The sequence below is a fragment of the Chelatococcus sp. XZ-Ab1 genome (genome assembly GCF_029309855.1).
GTDB classification, from domain to species: Bacteria; Pseudomonadota; Alphaproteobacteria; order Rhizobiales; family Beijerinckiaceae; genus Chelatococcus_A; species Chelatococcus_A sambhunathii.
Map to the genome: position 1 here is coordinate 93,759 of NZ_JARKII010000008.1, position 17,768 is coordinate 111,526.

Annotated in this window: 16 protein-coding genes; 10 read left to right on the plus strand and 6 right to left on the minus strand. The window is 68.2% G+C overall.

Annotated features, from left to right (window positions below):
• Positions 1-10: 10 nt before the first annotated feature.
• Together fabD and P2T65_RS13365 are read right to left on the minus strand one after the other, a co-directional pair.
• Positions 11-958, minus strand: coding sequence for an ACP S-malonyltransferase (gene fabD / locus P2T65_RS13360; RefSeq protein WP_071924433.1), 948 nt, complete (start codon positions 956-958; stop codon positions 11-13).
• Positions 959-1,010: 52 nt separating this feature from the next.
• Positions 1,011-3,101 (minus strand): methyl-accepting chemotaxis protein, encoded by a 2,091-nt coding sequence (locus tag P2T65_RS13365; protein ID WP_276199946.1) that lies wholly within the window; start codon positions 3,099-3,101, stop codon positions 1,011-1,013.
• A 207-nt stretch (positions 3,102-3,308) separates the two neighbouring features.
• Here P2T65_RS13365 and P2T65_RS13370 point away from each other — a divergent pair, with 207 nt between their 5' ends.
• The 9 genes from P2T65_RS13370 to P2T65_RS13410 all read left to right on the plus strand — a co-directional run bounded on the left by P2T65_RS13370 (position 3,309) and on the right by P2T65_RS13410 (position 13,838).
• The gene (locus P2T65_RS13370) at positions 3,309-4,994 is read left to right on the plus strand and encodes an acyl-CoA dehydrogenase family protein (protein ID WP_276199947.1); all 1,686 of its coding nucleotides are present in this window, start codon (positions 3,309-3,311) and stop codon (positions 4,992-4,994) included.
• A 130-nt stretch (positions 4,995-5,124) separates the two neighbouring features.
• Positions 5,125-7,461 (plus strand): ribonuclease R, encoded by a 2,337-nt coding sequence (gene rnr / locus P2T65_RS13375; RefSeq protein WP_276199948.1) that lies wholly within the window; start codon positions 5,125-5,127, stop codon positions 7,459-7,461.
• The gene (locus P2T65_RS13380) at positions 7,461-7,880 is read left to right on the plus strand and encodes a DUF983 domain-containing protein (protein WP_083585926.1); all 420 of its coding nucleotides are present in this window, start codon (positions 7,461-7,463) and stop codon (positions 7,878-7,880) included. The genes rnr and P2T65_RS13380 overlap by 1 nt, the downstream gene beginning before the upstream one ends.
• A 4-nt stretch (positions 7,881-7,884) precedes the next feature.
• A complete protein-coding gene (locus tag P2T65_RS13385) occupies positions 7,885-8,637 on the plus strand; it encodes an NUDIX hydrolase (protein ID WP_083586035.1) in 753 nt (250 codons plus the stop codon).
• Positions 8,638-8,641: 4 nt separating this feature from the next.
• Entirely contained in the window at positions 8,642-8,986 is a 345-nt protein-coding gene (locus tag P2T65_RS13390) for an MmcQ/YjbR family DNA-binding protein (RefSeq protein ID WP_063185879.1), read from the plus strand.
• Between the two features lie 317 nt (positions 8,987-9,303).
• Complete coding sequence (rpoZ, locus tag P2T65_RS13395) at positions 9,304-9,687, plus strand: DNA-directed RNA polymerase subunit omega (RefSeq protein WP_055460021.1); 384 nt, start codon at positions 9,304-9,306, stop codon at positions 9,685-9,687.
• Positions 9,688-9,857: 170 nt separating this feature from the next.
• A complete protein-coding gene (locus tag P2T65_RS13400; RefSeq protein ID WP_055460022.1) occupies positions 9,858-12,065 on the plus strand; it encodes a bifunctional (p)ppGpp synthetase/guanosine-3',5'-bis(diphosphate) 3'-pyrophosphohydrolase in 2,208 nt (735 codons plus the stop codon).
• A 476-nt stretch (positions 12,066-12,541) separates the two neighbouring features.
• Positions 12,542-13,192: an NYN domain-containing protein gene (locus P2T65_RS13405; protein WP_055460023.1), complete on the plus strand. Its 651-nt coding sequence runs from the start codon at positions 12,542-12,544 to the stop codon at positions 13,190-13,192.
• A complete protein-coding gene (locus P2T65_RS13410) occupies positions 13,170-13,838 on the plus strand; it encodes a uracil-DNA glycosylase (RefSeq protein ID WP_055460024.1) in 669 nt (222 codons plus the stop codon). The genes P2T65_RS13405 and P2T65_RS13410 overlap by 23 nt, the downstream gene beginning before the upstream one ends.
• A gap of 6 nt (positions 13,839-13,844) precedes the next feature.
• Here P2T65_RS13410 and P2T65_RS13415 read toward each other — a convergent pair whose 3' ends face one another.
• Positions 13,845-14,699, minus strand: a complete 855-nt coding sequence (locus P2T65_RS13415; RefSeq protein ID WP_063185877.1) for a LysR substrate-binding domain-containing protein — start codon at positions 14,697-14,699, stop codon at positions 13,845-13,847.
• A gap of 101 nt (positions 14,700-14,800) precedes the next feature.
• Between P2T65_RS13415 and P2T65_RS13420 the strand changes: the two genes are divergently transcribed.
• On the plus strand, positions 14,801-15,796 hold the full coding sequence (locus P2T65_RS13420; protein WP_276199949.1) for a bile acid:sodium symporter family protein: 996 nt from the start codon (positions 14,801-14,803) through the stop codon (positions 15,794-15,796).
• A 9-nt stretch (positions 15,797-15,805) separates the two neighbouring features.
• Here P2T65_RS13420 and P2T65_RS13425 read toward each other — a convergent pair whose 3' ends face one another.
• Genes P2T65_RS13425 through dapA form a run of 3 tightly spaced genes read right to left on the minus strand, consistent with a single transcriptional unit; the run spans position 15,806 to position 17,649 of the window.
• Complete coding sequence (locus P2T65_RS13425) at positions 15,806-16,189, minus strand: VOC family protein (protein WP_055460026.1); 384 nt, start codon at positions 16,187-16,189, stop codon at positions 15,806-15,808.
• Between the two features lie 28 nt (positions 16,190-16,217).
• Positions 16,218-16,706 (minus strand): SsrA-binding protein SmpB, encoded by a 489-nt coding sequence (gene smpB / locus P2T65_RS13430; RefSeq protein ID WP_055460027.1) that lies wholly within the window; start codon positions 16,704-16,706, stop codon positions 16,218-16,220.
• Positions 16,707-16,755: 49 nt separating this feature from the next.
• Positions 16,756-17,649 (minus strand): 4-hydroxy-tetrahydrodipicolinate synthase, encoded by an 894-nt coding sequence (gene dapA, locus P2T65_RS13435; RefSeq protein WP_063185875.1) that lies wholly within the window; start codon positions 17,647-17,649, stop codon positions 16,756-16,758.
• Positions 17,650-17,768 lie beyond the last annotated feature (119 nt).

Consider the following 17,768-nt stretch of genomic DNA (forward strand, 5'->3'; position numbering starts at 1 on the left):
CCCTCCGCTGTCAGAGCCCGCGCGACGCCTTGTAGGCGGCGACGTCTTCGGGCGCGCCCACGGCCTGGGCCGAGGCCCCGGCGACGATGCGTTTGGCAAGGCCCGTCAACACCTTGCCGGAGCCGAGCTCATAGAATGAATCAACCCCTTCGCCGGCCATGAAGGCGACGCACTCGCGCCAGCGCACAGTTCCGGTTACCTGACGCACGAGACCATCGCGGATCACCTGCGGATCGGTCACGGCGCGCGCATGGACGTTGGCGACGAGCGGCGCCTTTGGCGCCGCGATCGCGACCGTCGACAGCGCCTCCGCCATCACGTCGGCCGCTGGCTGCATCAACGAACAATGGAACGGGGCGGACACCGGGAGCAGCATGGCGCGCTTGGCACCGCGCTGCGGGGCGAGCGCGACCGCCCGCTCGACCGCCGCCCTGTGGCCGGACACGACCACCTGCCCGCCGCCGTTGTCGTTGGCGGCCTCGCAGACCTCTCCCTCGGCCGCCTCGGCCGCGACCCTGGCTGCGTCCTCGAAATCCATGCCGAGGATGGCGGCCATGGCGCCCTCGCCAGCCGGTACAGCCTTCTGCATGGCGTCGCCACGGATGCGCAGCAGTCGCGCCGTATCCGCCACGGAGAGGCTGCCCGCCGCGGCGAGGGCCGAATATTCGCCGAGCGAGTGGCCAGCGACGAAGGCGACATCGCGCGCGATGTCGAGGTCGGCCTCGCTCTCCAGCACGCGCACCACGGCGAGGCTGGCGGCCATGAGAGCGGGCTGGGCGTTTGCAGTCAGCGTCAGCATATCCTGCGGCCCCTCCCACATCACCTGCGAGAGCTTCTGGCCGAGGGCCTCGTCGACCTCCTCGAAGACGGCGCGGGCGACCGGAAAGGCCTCGGCGAGAGCCTTGCCCATCCCGACGGCCTGGCTGCCCTGGCCCGGAAAGGTGAAAGCGACTGGCATGCGGCACTCCAAGAAAACGTCGGCGGGCAGTGCCATTGGTTTTGCCGCGCTGTCAAGCCGCGCCAGCTTCTCCTTGTGGACCGGAGGCCGTGTCGTCCTCCGCTTCCGCCGCCTCGACGCCCGCGAGAAAGGCGCGGACGCTCGCCTCCAGGGCATAGGCCTGCTGCGACAGCCGTGACGACCATTCGCTGACGGCGGCGGCGGCGGCGCCGGCGCGCACCACCTCGTTCTCGACGCTGCGCATGGACAGCGCGCCGGCGCGCGCCTCGGCCGCGACGGCCTGGGTCTTGGCCGCCATGCGGGCGACGATGCCGTGCTGCTCGCGCGCCGCTTCCGCAACGCCGGTCGCCACGCCCGACACTTCCGCCACGAGGCCGTCCATGGCGCCGACGGAGTGCTCCGCCGCTGCAGACGCCTCCTGGATCTCCTTGATCTTGGCCGCGATCTCGCTGGCGAACGCGGCCGTCTGGCCGGCGAGCCCCTTCACCTCCTGCGCCACGACCGCAAAGCCGCGGCCGGCATCCCCGGCCCGGGCCGCCTCGATGGCGGCATTGAGCGAAAGGAGGTTCACCTGGTCGGCGATGGCGTGGATGATGTCCGTCACCTCCTCGATGCGGGCCGCGCGCTCTGCCAGGCTGCGGATCGTCTCCACGGTGTGGCCAATGGCGACGACCGCCTGTTCGGCGACGGCATCGGATTGGGCCGCGCGGTTAGCGATGCCTTCCGTCGATGACGTGAGATGATCCACGCCGGCCGCGACCGAAGCCACGTTGTCCGACACGCCCGTGACGGCAACCTCGGCCTCTCTAGCCTTGTGCGACACGCCGGCCGACATGTTCATGAGGTCCGCAGCCATGCCGTCGAGCAGGCGCACGCCATCGCGCACGCTGGCCAGCGTGCGGGAGATGTCCGCCTCGAAACGGGTGACGAGGGCCTCCAGCCGCTCCGCACGCCGCTGCGTGACCATGGCATTCCTGTTCGCATCGGCGATGAGCGCGTCGCGCTGGCGGGCGTGGTCGCGGAACATGGCGACGGCCTGCGCCATCTCGCCGATCTCGTCGTGCCGGCCTTCGCCCATCACGGCCACGTCCCGCTCACCGGCGCGCAGCCGCCGCATGGCGACGATCATGCTCTGCAGAGGCCGCGACAAGCCGCGCGCCATGAGATAGGCGGCGGCGCCGGACAGGACGACGGTGATGACGAGGGCGAGGACCTGCACGTGCCGCAGCACCGAACTCGTCGCGCCCATAGCCTCGAGAGTCGCCGCTTCGTGCTGGGCGGCAAGGCCGACCATGCGCCGGGCCACCGCGATGCCGTCGCGCAGATGCTCCGTGAAGGCGGCCTCCGCGGAGCGCCGCGCCGCCGTGTCAGCGATGTGGCGGTCGAAGGCCGCGCGATAGACGCCGACATACGGCGTCACCTGCTCGGCCAGCCAGCGCTGATCCGCCGGTACGGCCGCCAGCTCCTGCTCGAGCGCCTGCAGGGCCTGCCGGTGCTGCCCCAGCGCCTGCTGGGTGCCGGCGATCATGTAGTCCTTCTCGTAGCGCCGTACCATCAGCAGGGCGTTCATGGCTCGCAGGCGCCACACGGTAGCCTCCTGCGGCGCACGCGGGACGAGCCGCCGCTCCGCCTCGCCCGCCGCCTCGCGGAAGGTGCCGCGCAACCCCTCGTCGAGCGTGAAGCCGATGCGGTCCTGCGCCGCAACGAGGTCGGCGAACCGCTCGCGCATGCGGGCGAGCGCTCCCTGGATGGCGCCGACCTCGCCGCGCAGCACAGCCCCCGCGTCGAGAGCCGTCAGGCGCGCGAGAAGGCTCTCCGCCTGCCCGATATGGCTCTCCACATGAGCGAGGCTCACCTCGCCCTGGCCGAGCAGGAGTTGCTCGACCGACAGATCGATCTCGCGCAGCTCGGACTGCATGACGAGTGCCGTCTGCTCGAGCTGCGAGGCGCGCGCGGCGCCCTCCTGGGCGCTCTCTATGGCGGCAAGGCCGAAGAGCGAGATGGCGGTGACGCCGAGCATGCCCAGAAAAGGCACCCCCGCCAGCAGCATGAGCCGCAGGCGCAGCGATACGCCTGATCGTCGCCACATGAGCTCCCTCACCTTCGCATGGTCGGCCATGTCCGGCTTTTGACGAGATTTCACGCACGGCTCTTAAAAATGTCGGAAAGTCGATCATTAATTTTGCAAATACTCGCTCCGTAGAGAGCCGCACGGTGGCAAGCGCACGTCGGGCTTGCATTGTTTGCCAATGATGCCATGCCTCGATGGTGAGAGTTGCAAGTGGTCCGATTCGCTTGCGCATGGCGCGATCTTGTGGCGCGATCTTGCCGCCCGATCTCGAGGAAGAACGTGACCGATACGGCCTCCACGCATGATGTCTTCAACCAGACGCCCCCCTTCACCGACGTCAACCTGGCCGCGCTCGACCAGGCGCTTCTCGACGCGCTGAAGAGCGCCGGCGTCGACGCCATCGGCAATGGGCTCCTGTCCTTCGGCGAAAGCTGCGGCACGGCCGAGCGGCTGGACCTCGGCCGCCTCGCCAACGAGAACCCGCCGCGCCTGCGCACCCACGACGCCCAAGGCCGGCGCATCGACACCATCGAGTTCCACCCGGCCTATCACGCGCTGATGGAGGCCGGTGTCGAGGCAGGCCTGCACGCCTCGACCTGGGACGCGGGCAGCAACGGCCGTGCCCATCAGTCGATGAACGGCTCCTCGCACATCGGCTCTGCTGCCGGCTCCCATGTCGCCCGCGCCGCGCGGCTCTTCATCACGGCGCAGGTGGAGAGCGGCCACGTCTGCCCCCTCACCATGACGCACGCGTCGCTCGCCGCGATCGGGGCCTCGCCGGAGCGGCTGCGCGACTGGCTGCCCATGGTCCGCTCGCGCCACTACGACCCGCGCTTCGTCCCCTTCTGGGAGAAGCGCGGCGTCACCGTCGGCATGGGCATGACGGAGAAGCAGGGCGGCACGGACGTCAGGGCCAACACCACTCGCGCGGTGCCTGCAAGCGGCGACGAGTACGAGATCACCGGGCACAAGTGGTTCATGTCGGCGCCGATGTGCGACGCCTTCCTGGTGCTGGCACAGGCGCCGGGCGGCCTCACCTGCTTTCTTCTGCCGCGCTTCCGGCCGGATGGCAATGTCAATGCGCTCCACCTGCAGCGGCTCAAGGACAAGCTCGGCAATCGCTCCAACGCCTCCTCGGAGGCGGAGTTCCACAAGGCCTTCGCCTGGCGCATCGGCGAGGAGGGCAAGGGTGTGCGCACCATCATCGAGATGGTGCAACTGACCCGGCTCGACTGCGTCGTCGCCTCGGCCGGCCTGATGCGCATGGGCCTCGCGCTCGCCATGCACCACGCCCGCCACCGCTCGGTCATGCAGCGCAAGCTCGTCGACCAGCCGGTGATGGCGGCCGTCCTCTCCGACCTTGCCCTCGAAAGCGAGGCGGCGACGGCGCTCGCCCTGCGCCTCGCCGCGAGCTTCGATCATGCCGCCGAGAACCCGCGCGAGGCGGCCCGGGCGCGCATCCTGACGCCGGCGGCGAAATTCCTCGTGTGCAAGGCGGCGCCGGCCTTCCTCTACGAGACGATGGAATGCCTCGGCGGCAATGGCTATGTCGAGGAAAGCCCGATGCCCCGCCTCTACCGCGAGGCGCCGGTCAACGCCATCTGGGAGGGTTCCGGCAACGTCATGGCGCTCGACGTGCTGCGTGCCGCCGAGCGCGACGCCGAGGCGATGGCCTCCGTGCTCGTCACCCTTGGCGAGGATGTCGCTGACCTGCCGGGCGCCCGGCACGCACTGGCAGATGTCGAGGCGATGCTCGCCGGCAGCGAGCGGGAGCCGAACGCGCGCCGCATCGCCGAGACGCTGGCGCTCGTGGCCGCTGCGGGGGCGCTTGCGTGTTCCGCGCCGTCGCCGATTGCCGAGGCCTTCGCCCGCACACGCCTCGCCACGCCGCGACGCGGCTTCGGCGCCAACGACCTCGCCGACTCGGGCGGCCTACTGCTCGGCCGGGCGCTGCCGCTGCTGTGAGGCCGGGTGGCCTTCCGTCACGGCTCATGCGAGAACAGACCCGACGACCGATTGGACAAGAACCTTGGCCCGACGCCTGAAGCCCCCGAAAGCCGCCCACCACCACAGCCCCGTCCGCGGCGATGCGCACATGCCGACGAAGGAGGCCATCGCCGCCTTCATCGCCGAATCGCCCGGCAAGGTCGGCAAGCGCGAGATCGCGCGCGCCTTCGGCATCGGCGGCGGCGAGCGCATCTGGCTGAAGCGCATGCTGCGCGAACTGGAGGACGAGGGCGTCATCGACCGGCGGCGCAAGGTGCTGCACAAGGCCGGGCGCCTGCCGCCCGTCGTGCTCGCCGACATCACCGGCCGCGACACCGACGGCGAGCTCGTTGCCGAGCCGGCGGAGTGGAGCACGGAGGAAGACGGCAAGGCGCCGCGCATCATCATTGCTCCGTCCCGTCGGCAGCGCGCCGGGGAGCCGGCGCCAGGCGTCGGCGACCGCGCGCTCATCCGCGTCGAGCCGGCCGGGGAAGAAGGCCCGCAGGTCTATACCGGGCGCATCATCAAGCTCATCGCCAGGATCAAGGCCCAGGTGCTCGGCGTCTATCGGGCCAACCGCGAGCGTGGTGGCGGCTATCTCGTGCCCGTCGACAAGAAGTCGCTCGGGCGGGAGATCATCATCCCAGCCGGCGCCGAGGGCGAGGCGGAGGACGGCGATCTCGTCAGCGTCTCCGTGGCGCGCGGCACGCGCCTCGGCCCGCCACAGGCCAAGGTGCGCGAGCGTCTCGGCTCCCTCAAGTCCGAGCGCGCCATCAGCCTCGTCGCCATCCACGCCCATGGCATCCCGCACGTGTTCCCACCGGCGGTGCTGCGCGAGGCGGAGGCGGCGAAGCCCGCGACGCTTGCGGGACGCGAGGACTGGCGCGCGCTGCCGCTCGTCACCATCGATCCCGCCGACGCCAAGGACCACGACGACGCCGTCCATGCCGAGCCGGACGAGGACCCGGACAATCCGGGCGGCCATGTCCTCCGCGTCGCCATCGCCGATGTCGCCGCCTATGTGACGCCGGGCTCGGCGCTCGACCGGGAGGCGCTGGAGCGCGGCAACTCGGTCTATTTCCCCGACCGGGTCGTGCCCATGCTGCCCGAGCGCATCTCGAACGACCTGTGCTCGCTGCGCCCGGGCGAGGATCGGCCGGCGCTCGCCGTGCGCATCGTCATCGACGCGAGCGGCCGCAAGAAGCGCCACAGCTTCCACCGCGTGCTCATGCGCTCGGCCGCCAAGCTCGCCTATCCGCAGGCGCAGAAGGCCATCGACGGCAGGCCGGACGAGGTGACCGACACACTCGTCGAGCCCGTTCTGAGACCGCTGTGGGCCGCCTATCACGCGCTCGCCCGCGCCCGCGACGCACGCGAGCCGCTGGCGCTCGACCTGCCGGAGCGCAAGCTCCTCCTCAAGGAGGACGGCACGGTCGACCACGTGCTCATTCTCGAGCGGCTCGACGCGCACCGGCTGATCGAGGAATTCATGATCCTCGCCAATGTCTGCGCCGCCGAGACCCTTGAGAAGAGCGACCTCCCCTTCACCTACCGCGTTCACGACGAGCCCTCGCTCGAGAAAATGCGCGTCCTCGGCGAGGTGCTTGCCTCCATCGGCCTCAAGCTGCCGAAGGGTGGCGCGCTGCACCCCTCCCTCTTCAACCGCATCCTCGCCTCGGTGGACAAGACGCCGCACCGGGCCTTCATCAACGAGATCGTGCTGCGCTCGCAGGCGCAGGCCGAATATTCGACGGACAATTACGGCCACTTCGGCCTGGCGCTGCGCCGCTACGCCCACTTCACCTCGCCCATCCGCCGCTATGCCGATCTCATCGTGCACCGCTCCCTCATCCGCCACCTGAAGCTCGGCGATGGCGGCCTGCCCGCCTCGACGACGCGGGAGGAGATGGCGGAGGTCGCGGCGCGCATCTCGGCGGCGGAGCGGCGCGCCATGGCGGCCGAGCGCGAGACCATCGACCGGCTCATCGCCCACTACATGGCCGACCACGTCGGCGCGACCTTCGAGGGGCAGATTGCGGGCGTGACCGGCGCCGGGCTCTTCGTGAAGCTCGACCACACCGGCGCCGACGGATTCATCCCGGCAGCGACGCTGGGTGCCGACTATTTCCGCTTCGACGAGCGGCAGCACGCTCTCGTCGGCTCGCGCTCGGGCGAGGTCTTCCGCCTCGGCGACCGGGTGACGGTGCGCCTCGTCGAAGCCGCGCCCGTGGCCGGCGCCCTGCGCTTCGAGATGCTCAGCGACGGCAAGGCCGGCGCGCGACAGAGCGCCCAGTTGCGCGCGCGCAGCCGCAATGCCAAATCCTTCCGGCCCGGCAAGAGCGCCAAGGCGGCCGAGCGGACAGCCGCTCGCAAGGCGGCCCGGCAGAAAGGCGCGCGCAACAAGCGGGCGGAACAGGATACGACATGGCCCCGACGGGACGATTGATGAATGCCTTCGAGGAGCGGCGCGACTGGCAGGGCGCGATCAAGCGCGGCCTTGCCTGCCGCTGCCCGGCCTGCGGCCGCGGCCGCCTGTTCTCGGGCTTCCTCAAGGTCAGGCCGCAGTGCGAGGCCTGCGGCGAGGACCTGTCGCACCACCGGTCCGACGACCTGCCGCCCTATATCGTCATCACCATCGTCGGCCACGTCGTCGTGGGCGCCAACCTCGCCATCGAGAGCGCGGCCGAGTGGCCGCTGTGGACGCACATGGTGCTGTGGCCCCTGCTCGCTCTCGGCCTGTGCCTTGCGCTGCTGCAGCCGGTGAAGGGCGGGGTCGTCGGCTACCAGTGGGCGCTGCGCATGCACGGCTTCGGCGACAATGCCGATGAGGAAGCGCCGCTGCGCATGAGCGGCCATGAAGGATAACGCCGTGAGTGACCACGCCCGGCACCTGACGACGACCGAACTCCTGACGAACGCGCCGCGGGAGCGGCGCTGGGACAACCAGAGGCCGCGGGATGCGGCGACGCTCATCATCATCGACCGGCGCAGCCGCACACCGAAGGTGCTGATGGGTCGGCGACACCAGGGCCACAAGTTCATGCCCGGCAAGTTCGTCTTCCCGGGCGGTAGCATCGAGGCCGGTGACCGGACGATGCCGGTGGCCGGCATGCTCAACCCGGCGTCCGAGATGCGCCTCGTCTCCCGCGTCACGCGCCCCAGCCTCGTGCGCGCCCGGGCGCTTGCACTCGCCGCGGTGCGAGAGACCTTCGAGGAGACCGGGCTCATCATCGGCTCACGCGAGTACGGGCCACCGGAGAGCGCGCCGGAAGGGCCGTGGCGCGCCTTCCTGGAACACGGAATCTTTCCCGATCTGGAGGCGCTGCAGTTCGTCGCCCGCGCCATCACGCCGCCGCGCCGGCCCAAGCGCTTCGACACGCGCTTCTTCGCCGTGGACGCGACCGCCATCGCCGCCACCGTTCCGGACATCGTCGGGCCGCAGTCGGAACTGACGGAACTCGCCTGGGTGTCGCTACGCGATGCCAAGCGCCTCGACCTGCCCACGATCACGCACGTGATCATCGAGGAACTGGAGGCACGCATCGCCGGCGGCTTCGCGCCGGAGCTGCCCGTGCCGTTTTATTACGAACGCCGCGGACGCTTCGTGCGCGAGGAGCTGTGACGGCGTGACCGGCGAACCGCTCGACCTGCTGCGCCGCATCTGCCTTGCGCTGCCGGAGACCGAGGAGCGGCAGACCTGGGGTGATCCGACCTTTCGTATCCGCAACAAGATCTTCGCCATGGCGAAGAGCGGCGAAAGCCGTCTGTCCCTGTGGTGCAAGGCGCCGCCCGGCAGCCAGATGGTGCTCGTCGGCGCCGATTCCGCGCGCTTCTTCGTGCCGCCTTATGTCGGCCACAAGGGCTGGATCGGGGTGCGACTCGACGACGGAACCGACTGGGCGGAGGTCGAGGCCATCGTGCGCCGCAGCTACCGCATGACGGCGCCGAAACGGCTCGCGGCGGGAGTGTGAGGGATCAAGCGGCAGTCGGCAGTCGGCAGTCGAAGGGGATGGCAGACCGCGGCAGCCGGAAGCAACCTCGTTTCCCGGACGCATGCAGCGAAGCGGAATGCGACCCGGGAACCAGCGCGAGAATCCGCCGCAGGCGCTGCTTGATAGGCCCCGGCTCAGCACCGCATCATTTCATGCTGCGGTGCGTCCGGGGCACGAGCGTGTGCCCAGGCCCTTCCGCCGCCCGCCGCGTCTTGCCGCCCCTTGCGCTCGCGGGCCCGCGGGTGTAGGTAGCGCGTTCGATCCGTAACATTTTGTCGCTTGAGAGGGAGCCCAGCATGGCTCGCGTTACCGTCGAGGATTGCATCGACAAGGTCGACAACCGCTTCGACCTCGTGCTCCTCGCTGGCCATCGTGCCCGCATGATCTCCGCCGGCGCTCCGCTGACAGTCGACCGCGACCGTGACAAGAACCCGGTGGTGGCCCTGCGCGAGATCGCGGACGAGACCGTCTCGCCGGAAGATCTGAAGGAAGACCTCATCCATTCGATGCAGCGCTATGTCGAGGTCGACGAGCCGGAGGCGGATGCCGTGCCGCTGATCGGCACGCCGTCGTCGAGTGGCGACGACAGCGACGTGCAGTTCGATCGCATGAGCGAGGAAGACCTGCTGCGCGGTCTCGAGGGTCTCGTGCCGCCAGCCGACAGCAACGACGACGACTGACCGGCACGCTGTGACAACAGCGGCTGGCTGGAAAGCCCGGCATCCAGCCGGGCTTTTTTCGTTGGCGGACGCATGCTGCGGCGCCGGAGGCGCGGCGCCAGCCCTTGCGCGGCCGGCCTATCTTCATGATATTTTTTGAAAAATCGAGAACTTATCCCGGTCACCGGCCCATGATGCGGCAGTACGAGCTCGTCGAGCGTGTGAAGCGTTATCATCCGGATGCGGACGAGGCCCTGCTCGACCGGGCCTATGTCTATGCCATGCGGGCGCACGGCCAGCAGAAGCGCGCTTCGGGCGATCTGTTCTTCTCCCATCCCCTCGAGGTTGCGGCCATCCTGACGGACCTGAGGCTCGACGATTCAACCATCGTCGCCGCCGTGCTGCACGACACGATCGAGGATACAGACGCCACGCGCGAAGAGATCGACCATATGTTCGGTCAGGAGATCGGCGCGCTGGTGGAGGGGCTCACCAAGATCAAGAAGCTCGACTTCGTGTCGAAGAAGGCCAAGCAGGGCGAGAACTTCCGCAAGCTCCTGCTGGCTATCGCCGCAGACGTGCGCGTGCTGCTCGTCAAGCTGGCTGACCGACTGCACAACATGCGTACCCTGCATTACGTCGCCCCCGAGAAGCGTCTGCGCGTCGCCGAGGAGACGCTGGAGATCTATGCGCCGCTCGCCGGGCGCATGGGCATCCAGGAGATGCGCGACGAACTGGAGGATCTCTCCTTCCGCTATCTGAAGCCGGAAGCCTACGAGACGATCACGCGCCGGCTCGAGGAAGTGGCCCAGCGCAACGGCCCGCTGATCGATACCATCGAGAGGGATCTGGCAACCCGGCTCGCCGAGCGGGGCATCGCGGCGAAAGTCACGGGCCGGCGCAAGCGGCCCTATTCCATCTGGCGCAAGATGGAGCGCAAGTCCGTTGCCTTCGAGCAACTCTCGGACATCTTCGGCTTCCGCGTCCTCGTCGACAGCATCGATGACTGCTACAGGGCGCTCGGCGTGGTGCACACCACCTGGCCGATGGTACCCGGACGCTACAAGGACTACATCTCGACGCCGAAGCAGAACGACTACCGCTCCATCCACACGACGGTGATCGGGCCGGGGCACCAGCGCGTCGAACTGCAGATCCGCACCGCAGAGATGCACGAGATCGCCGAATACGGCATCGCGGCCCACGCGCTCTACAAGGACGGGCGTACCGGCGCCGGCGGCACGCTGATGAACGAAAGCCGAGCCTATCAGTGGCTGCGGCGCACCGTCGATCTCCTGGCCGAAGGCGACAGCCCTGAGGAATTCCTCGAACATACCAAGCTCGAACTCTTCCACGATCAGGTCTTCTGCTTCACGCCCAAGGGGCGGCTCATCGCCCTGCCTCGCGGCGCAACGCCCATCGACTTCGCCTATGCCGTGCATACGGACGTCGGCAATACGGCGGTCGGCGCGAAGATCAACGGCCGAATCGCGCCGCTCCTGTCGGAATTGCAGAACGGCGACGAGGTCGAGATCGTCCGCGCGGAGGGACAGGTGCCGCCGGCCGCCTGGGAATCGCTCGTCGTCACCGGCAAGGCACGCGCCGCCATCCGCCGCGCCACACGCAGCGCCGTGCGGCGGCAATATGCGGGCCTCGGCCGCCAGATCCTGGAGCGAGCCTTCGAGCGCGCCGGCAAGGCCTTCTCCGACGACAAGCTGAAGGCGGCGTTGCCACGGCTCGCGCGGCAATCGATCGACGACGTGCTCGCGGCGGTCGGACGCGGCGAGATGTTCTCGGGCGATGTGGTGCAGGCCATCTACCCGGAATACCGCGAGGACAGGAGGCCCAGCAGCGATAGCACCAACGGCGTCGGCTGGTTCGACATCAAGGGCGGCGACAACCTGCGCTTCAAGGTTCCCGGCACCGGCGGGGAGGAAGGCCCGAGTTGCGCCATCCCCATCCGCGGCCTCAACGGCGACCTGCCGGTGCGCTTTGCGCCGGAGGGCGGTGCCGTGCCGGGCGACCGCATCGTCGGCATCCTGACGCCGGGCGAGGGCATCACGATCTATCCCATCCAGTCGCCCTCCCTCGCCGCCTTCGAGGATGCGCCCGACCGCTGGCTCGACGTGCGCTGGGCGGTGGAAGACGGCAACCGGCAGCGCTTTCCGGCCCGGATCGCGCTCAACTCCATCAACGAACCGGGCACGCTCGCCACCGTGGCACAGGTGATCGCCGAGCACGACGGCAATATCGACAATGTCATCATGCGCCGCAGGACACCGGATTTCACCGATCTGACAATCGACGTGTCCGTCTGGGACCTGAAACACCTCAACGCCATCATCAGCGAACTTCGCGCAAAGCGGGTGGTGAGCAAGGTAACTCGCGTCACGGGCTGAAAATTCTGCATGCGGTGTGGCACGCAGCGCATGACAAGCCCCCGCAACTCGTCTAGTACAGATAGACAAGTTCAAATCTACGGCTGACGGCTGGCCGGTTCCTCAGGGGAGTGTGCCCGAAGTTACCGGAAATCGCAGTAGCGGCGCTCGGCAGGAGTGAACGAGGATCTCCATAAAGCCTGCCCGCGCCGGCGAGCCGGACGCGACAAGGCAGGGCATTGTTACGGTGCGGCGCCGGAAAGAGCCGCCCTTTGTTGACCAACAAGCGCGGAATGGTAGAAATAACAGAATAATATTTACGATGCCCTTACGTTTAATCACTCTACCTTGCCCAGAAATGCTGGATAAGCCGAATGGGGTCGCAGAAACTCCAAAGGCGTCGATCCTTCCATCACGCGCCGCGGACGCACGAATCGAGACGTAGAACAGAAACGCCAGCGCCCCATCAGAAACCAAAAGACCCCCGAGTACAATCCATGAGCAGCAAGCAGCGTATCGCACTATTTATCGACGGCGCCAATCTTTACGCAACAACAAAGACACTTGGATTTGACATAGACTACAAACGGCTCTTGAAGGAATTTCAGGACCGGGGGCGTTTGGTTAGAGCTTTCTATTATACAGCAATGATCGAGGACCAGGAGTATTCCTCGATTCGGCCGCTGATCGACTGGCTAGATTACAACGGCTACCGTGTGGTGACAAAACCGACGAAGGAGTTCGTGGATTCCTCCGGTCGCCGCAAGGTCAAGGGCAACATGGACATCGAGCTCGCCATCGATGCGCTTGAGCTTGCGCCCTTTATCGACGAGATGGTGCTGTTCTCCGGTGATGGCGACTTCCGCTCGCTCGTCGAGGCTATGCAGCGGCGCGGCGTGCGCGTGTCGGTGGTTTCCACCATCTCGACCCAGCCGCCGATGATCGCGGATGAGCTGCGCCGCCAGGCCGACGAGTTCATCGAGATCATGCAGCTCGAGCCGCGCATCGGCCGCGACCCGGCCGAGCGTATGCAGCGCATGCAGCACGGCGGCTTCGAGGACAGCCCGCGCGGTCGCGGCCTCGAGCGGCGCTATGGCATCCGCCAGACGCCGCCGCCGGAGAGGGATGACGGCAGCAGCGAGGGCTGATACCTCTCCCGGCATGATCGAGCCTTCGTCCGACTGCCCGCAATGCCCCCGGCTCGTCGCCTTCCGCGACGAATGGCGCGCGCGTGAGCCGCTCTGGCACAATGCCCCCGTTCCCTCGTTCGGCGACATGGGTGCGCGCCTCCTCGTCGTGGGCCTTGCACCCGGCCTGCGGGGGGCCAACCGCACCGGCCGACCGTTCACCGGCGATTATGCGGGCGATCTCCTCTACGAGACGCTGTCGGACTTCGGCTTCTCGTCCGGCGTCTTCGCTGCGCGGCCGGACGACGGCCTGCAGCTCAAGGGAGCGCTGCTGACGAACGCCGTGCGCTGCGTGCCGCCGGAGAACAAGCCGACCGCCCCCGAGATCAAGACCTGCCGCAGCTATCTGGCGGCCACCATCGCCTCGTTGCCGGAACTCAGGGCGATCTTGGCGCTCGGCCGCATCGCCCACGAGAGCACGGTGCGCGCGCTCGGCGCCTCGCCCGGCAAGGTGCCCTTCGCGCATCAGGCGGCCCACGACATCGGCCGCGTCCGCCTCTTCGACAGCTATCACTGCTCGCGCTACAACACGAACACCGGCCGCCTCACGCGCGACATGTTCCGTGCCGTCTTCACCGACATGAAGGCCTATCTCGACGCCCGGTGAGGCGCCTCACATGGACAGGCGGGCGTTGCCGGCGAGGATGTCCGCCGCGAGTTCCCGTGCCGGCCCCGTGAACTCCCGGCCGGCAGCGGCAAGGACGAACTCCACTTCCTCCAGCCCCGGCAGATGACGCCCGGCGCGCAGCTCCACGAGCCCGGCGGGCAGCATGCTGCGCGGCTGCACCAGGACGCCGAGACCGGCCACGGCCGCCGCGCGCAGGCCGCTCAGACTACCGGAGGTGCAGACGATCCGCCACGGCACATTGGCCCGTTCCAGGGCCTCGATGGCCACCGCGCGCGTGATGCTGGGCGGCGGGAAGGCGATGAGCGGCACCGGCCGGTCCGGCACCACCAGGGCCGGATTGGCCGCGGCCCAGACCAGCGCCTCGCGGCGCACGAGCGTGCCCTGCTCCTGGCCGATGCGCCGCTTGGCGAGCACGAGGTCGAGATCGCCCGCCTGCAGCATCTCGTTGAGAATGCCGCTGAGCGCCACCGTGATTTCGAGATCGACGGAAGGATTGCGCCGGGCAAAATCGCCGAGCACCTCGGCGAGGCGCGACAGGACGAAATCCTCCGAGGCGCCGAAGCGCAGCTTGCCGCGCAGTTCCGCCCCCTCGAAATAGCGCTCGACACGGCGGTTCATCTCCAGGATGTTGCGCGCGAAGCCCAGCATCGCCTCACCATCCGGCGTCAGCGTCACGGAATGGGTATCGCGCGCGACGAGGCGCCGGCCGACTGCCTCCTCGAGCCTGCGCACGTGCTGGCTCACCGTGGACTGGCCGATGGCGAGAAGACGCCCGGCGCCGGTGAAGCTGCGCGCCTCGGCGACGGCCGCGAAGGTGCGCAGGAGCACGGGATCGTACATGGCTATCTCGTTTCGCGATGACTGATATCCACATCAACACAATTCCAAATAATCCAGCCGGAGGCTAGATGTGCCCCGAGGCTCTCAACCGAGGTGGCATCATGTTGCGGCTCCTGGCGGACAGGTTTCTTCTCGCGCTCCTTGGCATCGTCGCGCTGTCGAGCGTCCTGCCGGTGCGCGGGGCGCTGGTGGAGCCGTTTAGCATCGCCACCGACATTGCCATCGCGCTCGTCTTCTTCCTGCAGGGCGCCCGCCTGTCGCGGGCGACCGTTGTCGCTGGGTTCACGCACTGGCGGCTCCATCTCATGGTATTCGCGGCCACCTTCGTGCTCTTCCCGCTTCTCGGCCTGGCAGCCGGTCTCCTCGTGCCGACGCTGCTCAGCCCGGCGCTCTATGCGGGCATCCTTTTCCTGTGCGTCCTGCCGTCGACGATCCAGTCGTCGATCGCCTTCACCTCGATCGCGCACGGCAACGTCTCGGCGGCCGTCTGCTCGGCCTCCGCCTCCAACATCCTCGGCATGTTCCTGACGCCGCTGCTCGTCGGGCTGCTGTTCAGCGCGCGCGGCAGCGGGCCGTCGCTGGAGGCCGTCGGCAGCATCCTCGTCCAGCTGCTCCTGCCCTTCGTCGTCGGGCAGGTCCTGCAGCCCAGGATCGGCAAGTGGGTGATCGAGAACGGCCGCATCCTCGGCCTCGTCGACCGCGGCTCCATTCTGCTCGTCGTCTACATTGCCTTCAGCCACGCGGTGGTGGATGGGCTGTGGCACAAGCTCTCGGCGCTCGACCTTGCGGTCATGGTAGGGGTCGACGTGGTGCTCCTCGCCCTCGTGCTCGCCGTCACGACCGCGTCCGCGCGGCTCCTCGGCTTCAGCCGCGAGGACGAGATCACCATCGTCTTCTGCGGCTCCAAGAAGAGCCTCGCGAGCGGCGTGCCCATGGCGAACGTCATCTTCGCCGGGCAGGACACGGGAACCATCCTGCTGCCGCTGATGCTCTTCCACCAGATCCAGCTGATGGCCTGCGCGGTGCTCGCGCGGCATTACGCCGACCGGCGGCTCAAGGAGATGGATGCGGAGGAGCCGCTGCCGGCACAGGCCTGACGGCGCGCCTCAGCCGTAGGCGATGAACTCGAGCAGCGAGCCGTCGGGGTCGCGGAAATAAACGCTGGTGCCGTGGCCGCGCGCGCCGAAGCGCTCCACCGGGCCGAGTTCGACAGGGACGTGATGGGCGGCGAGATGGGCAAGCGCCTCCTCGATCGTGCCGTGCCATTCGAAGCACAGGTCGCTGTTGCCCGGCATCACCGGCAGGCGCGCCCGCGGCTCGCCGAGCTGGCCGGGGCCGTGGCAATTGAGCTGCATGGCGCCGAAACGAAAGGCGAAGCCGTTGCGCACCGGCACCGCCTCGGCGCCGAGCACGTCGCAATAGAACTTGCGCGACGCCGACCAGTCGGACACGTGGATCACGCAATGGTCGAACGAGATATGCTTCGTCAAAGGCTCCTCCCCCGCCGCTGACCGGACCTCAGCCGCGCTCGCGCAGCACGCGCGCCTTCTCGCGCTCCCAGGTGCGCTGCTTCTCGGTCTCGCGCTTGTCGTGCAGCTTCTTGCCGCGGGCGAGGCCAAGCTCCACCTTGGCGCGGCCACGCTCGTTGAAATAGACGCGCAGCGGAATGACCGTGAAGCCCTCGCGTTGGGTGGCGCCGAGCAGCTTGTTGATCTGGCGTCGGTGCAGCAGCAGCCGGCGCGGGCGCCGCGTCTCGTGATTGAAACGGTTGGCCTGCAGATATTCCGGGATGTAGGCGTTGAACAGGAAGAACTCGTTGCCCGATGGCCCGGCATAGGCCTCGCCGATCGTAGCCTTGCCCTCGCGCAGCGACTTCACCTCCGTGCCCGTCAGCGCGATGCCGGCCTCGATGTTCTCGAGGATCTCGTAGTTGAACCGCGCCTTGCGGTTGTCCGCCACCACGCGCGGCCCGGGCGTCTTGCTGTTCTTCGCTGACACGTCACCCATCCCCGTTCGCCGCAGCGGCTCTCGCCGCCGCGGCGGACATGGTCATTTCTCAAGCGTTGATCAAGCCGGCGTGCACCATGGCGGCACGCATCTGGCGCCTCGTGGCTTCCGTCACCGGCACGAGCGGCAGTCGTGTCTCCTCGCTCATGCGGCCGAGGATGGACAGGCCATATTTCGCCGGCGACGGATTGGTCTCGACGAAGAGCGCCGTGTGCAACGGCATCAGCCGGTCCTGGATGGCGAGGGCCGCCTTGTAGTCGCCTCTGAGGCACGCCTCCTGGAATTCCGAGCACAGCTTCGGTGCGACATTCGCCGTCACCGAGATGCAGCCGTGGCCACCGTGCGCCATGAAGCCGAGCGCCGTCGCATCCTCTCCCGAGAGCTGGTTGAACTCCGGCCCCATCGCTTCGCGCTGCAGGCTGACGCGCGCCACATTGGCCGTCGCGTCCTTGACGCCGGTGATGTTCTTCAGCTCCGAGAGGCGCTTCATGGTGTCGACACTCATGTCGATCACCGAGCGGCCGGGAATGTTGTAGATGAGGATCGGGATGCCGACGGCATCGTTGATCGCCTTGAAGTGCTGATATAGCCCTTCCTGGGTTGGCTTGTTGTAGTAGGGCGTGACGACGAGCAGTCCGTCGGCGCCGGCGTCCTCCGCGTGACGCGCGAGGTCGATGGCCTCGGCCGTGTTGTTAGAGCCCGCCCCGGCGACGACGGGCACCCTGCCCCCCGCCTCCGCGATGCACCACGCCACCACCTGCTTGTGCTCGTCGTGCGTCAGCGTCGGGCTCTCGCCCGTCGTGCCTACAGGCACGAGGCCGTGCGTACCGTTCTCGATCTGCCACGCGACATGCCCGCGGAAGGCCGCCTCATCCAGTTTCCCGTCCCTGAACGGCGTCACGAGCGCGGTCAGTGAACCGGTGAAGAGGCGATGCGTCGTCATTACTGTCGCTCCAAAACGCAGCTGCGTTCGTTGTCCTTGCGGGAATGGCGCATGGTCGGACGGCCATACGTCTGCCGCAGTCATACCGCTCATTGAGATGGAGGCAAAGGGGCGCCATT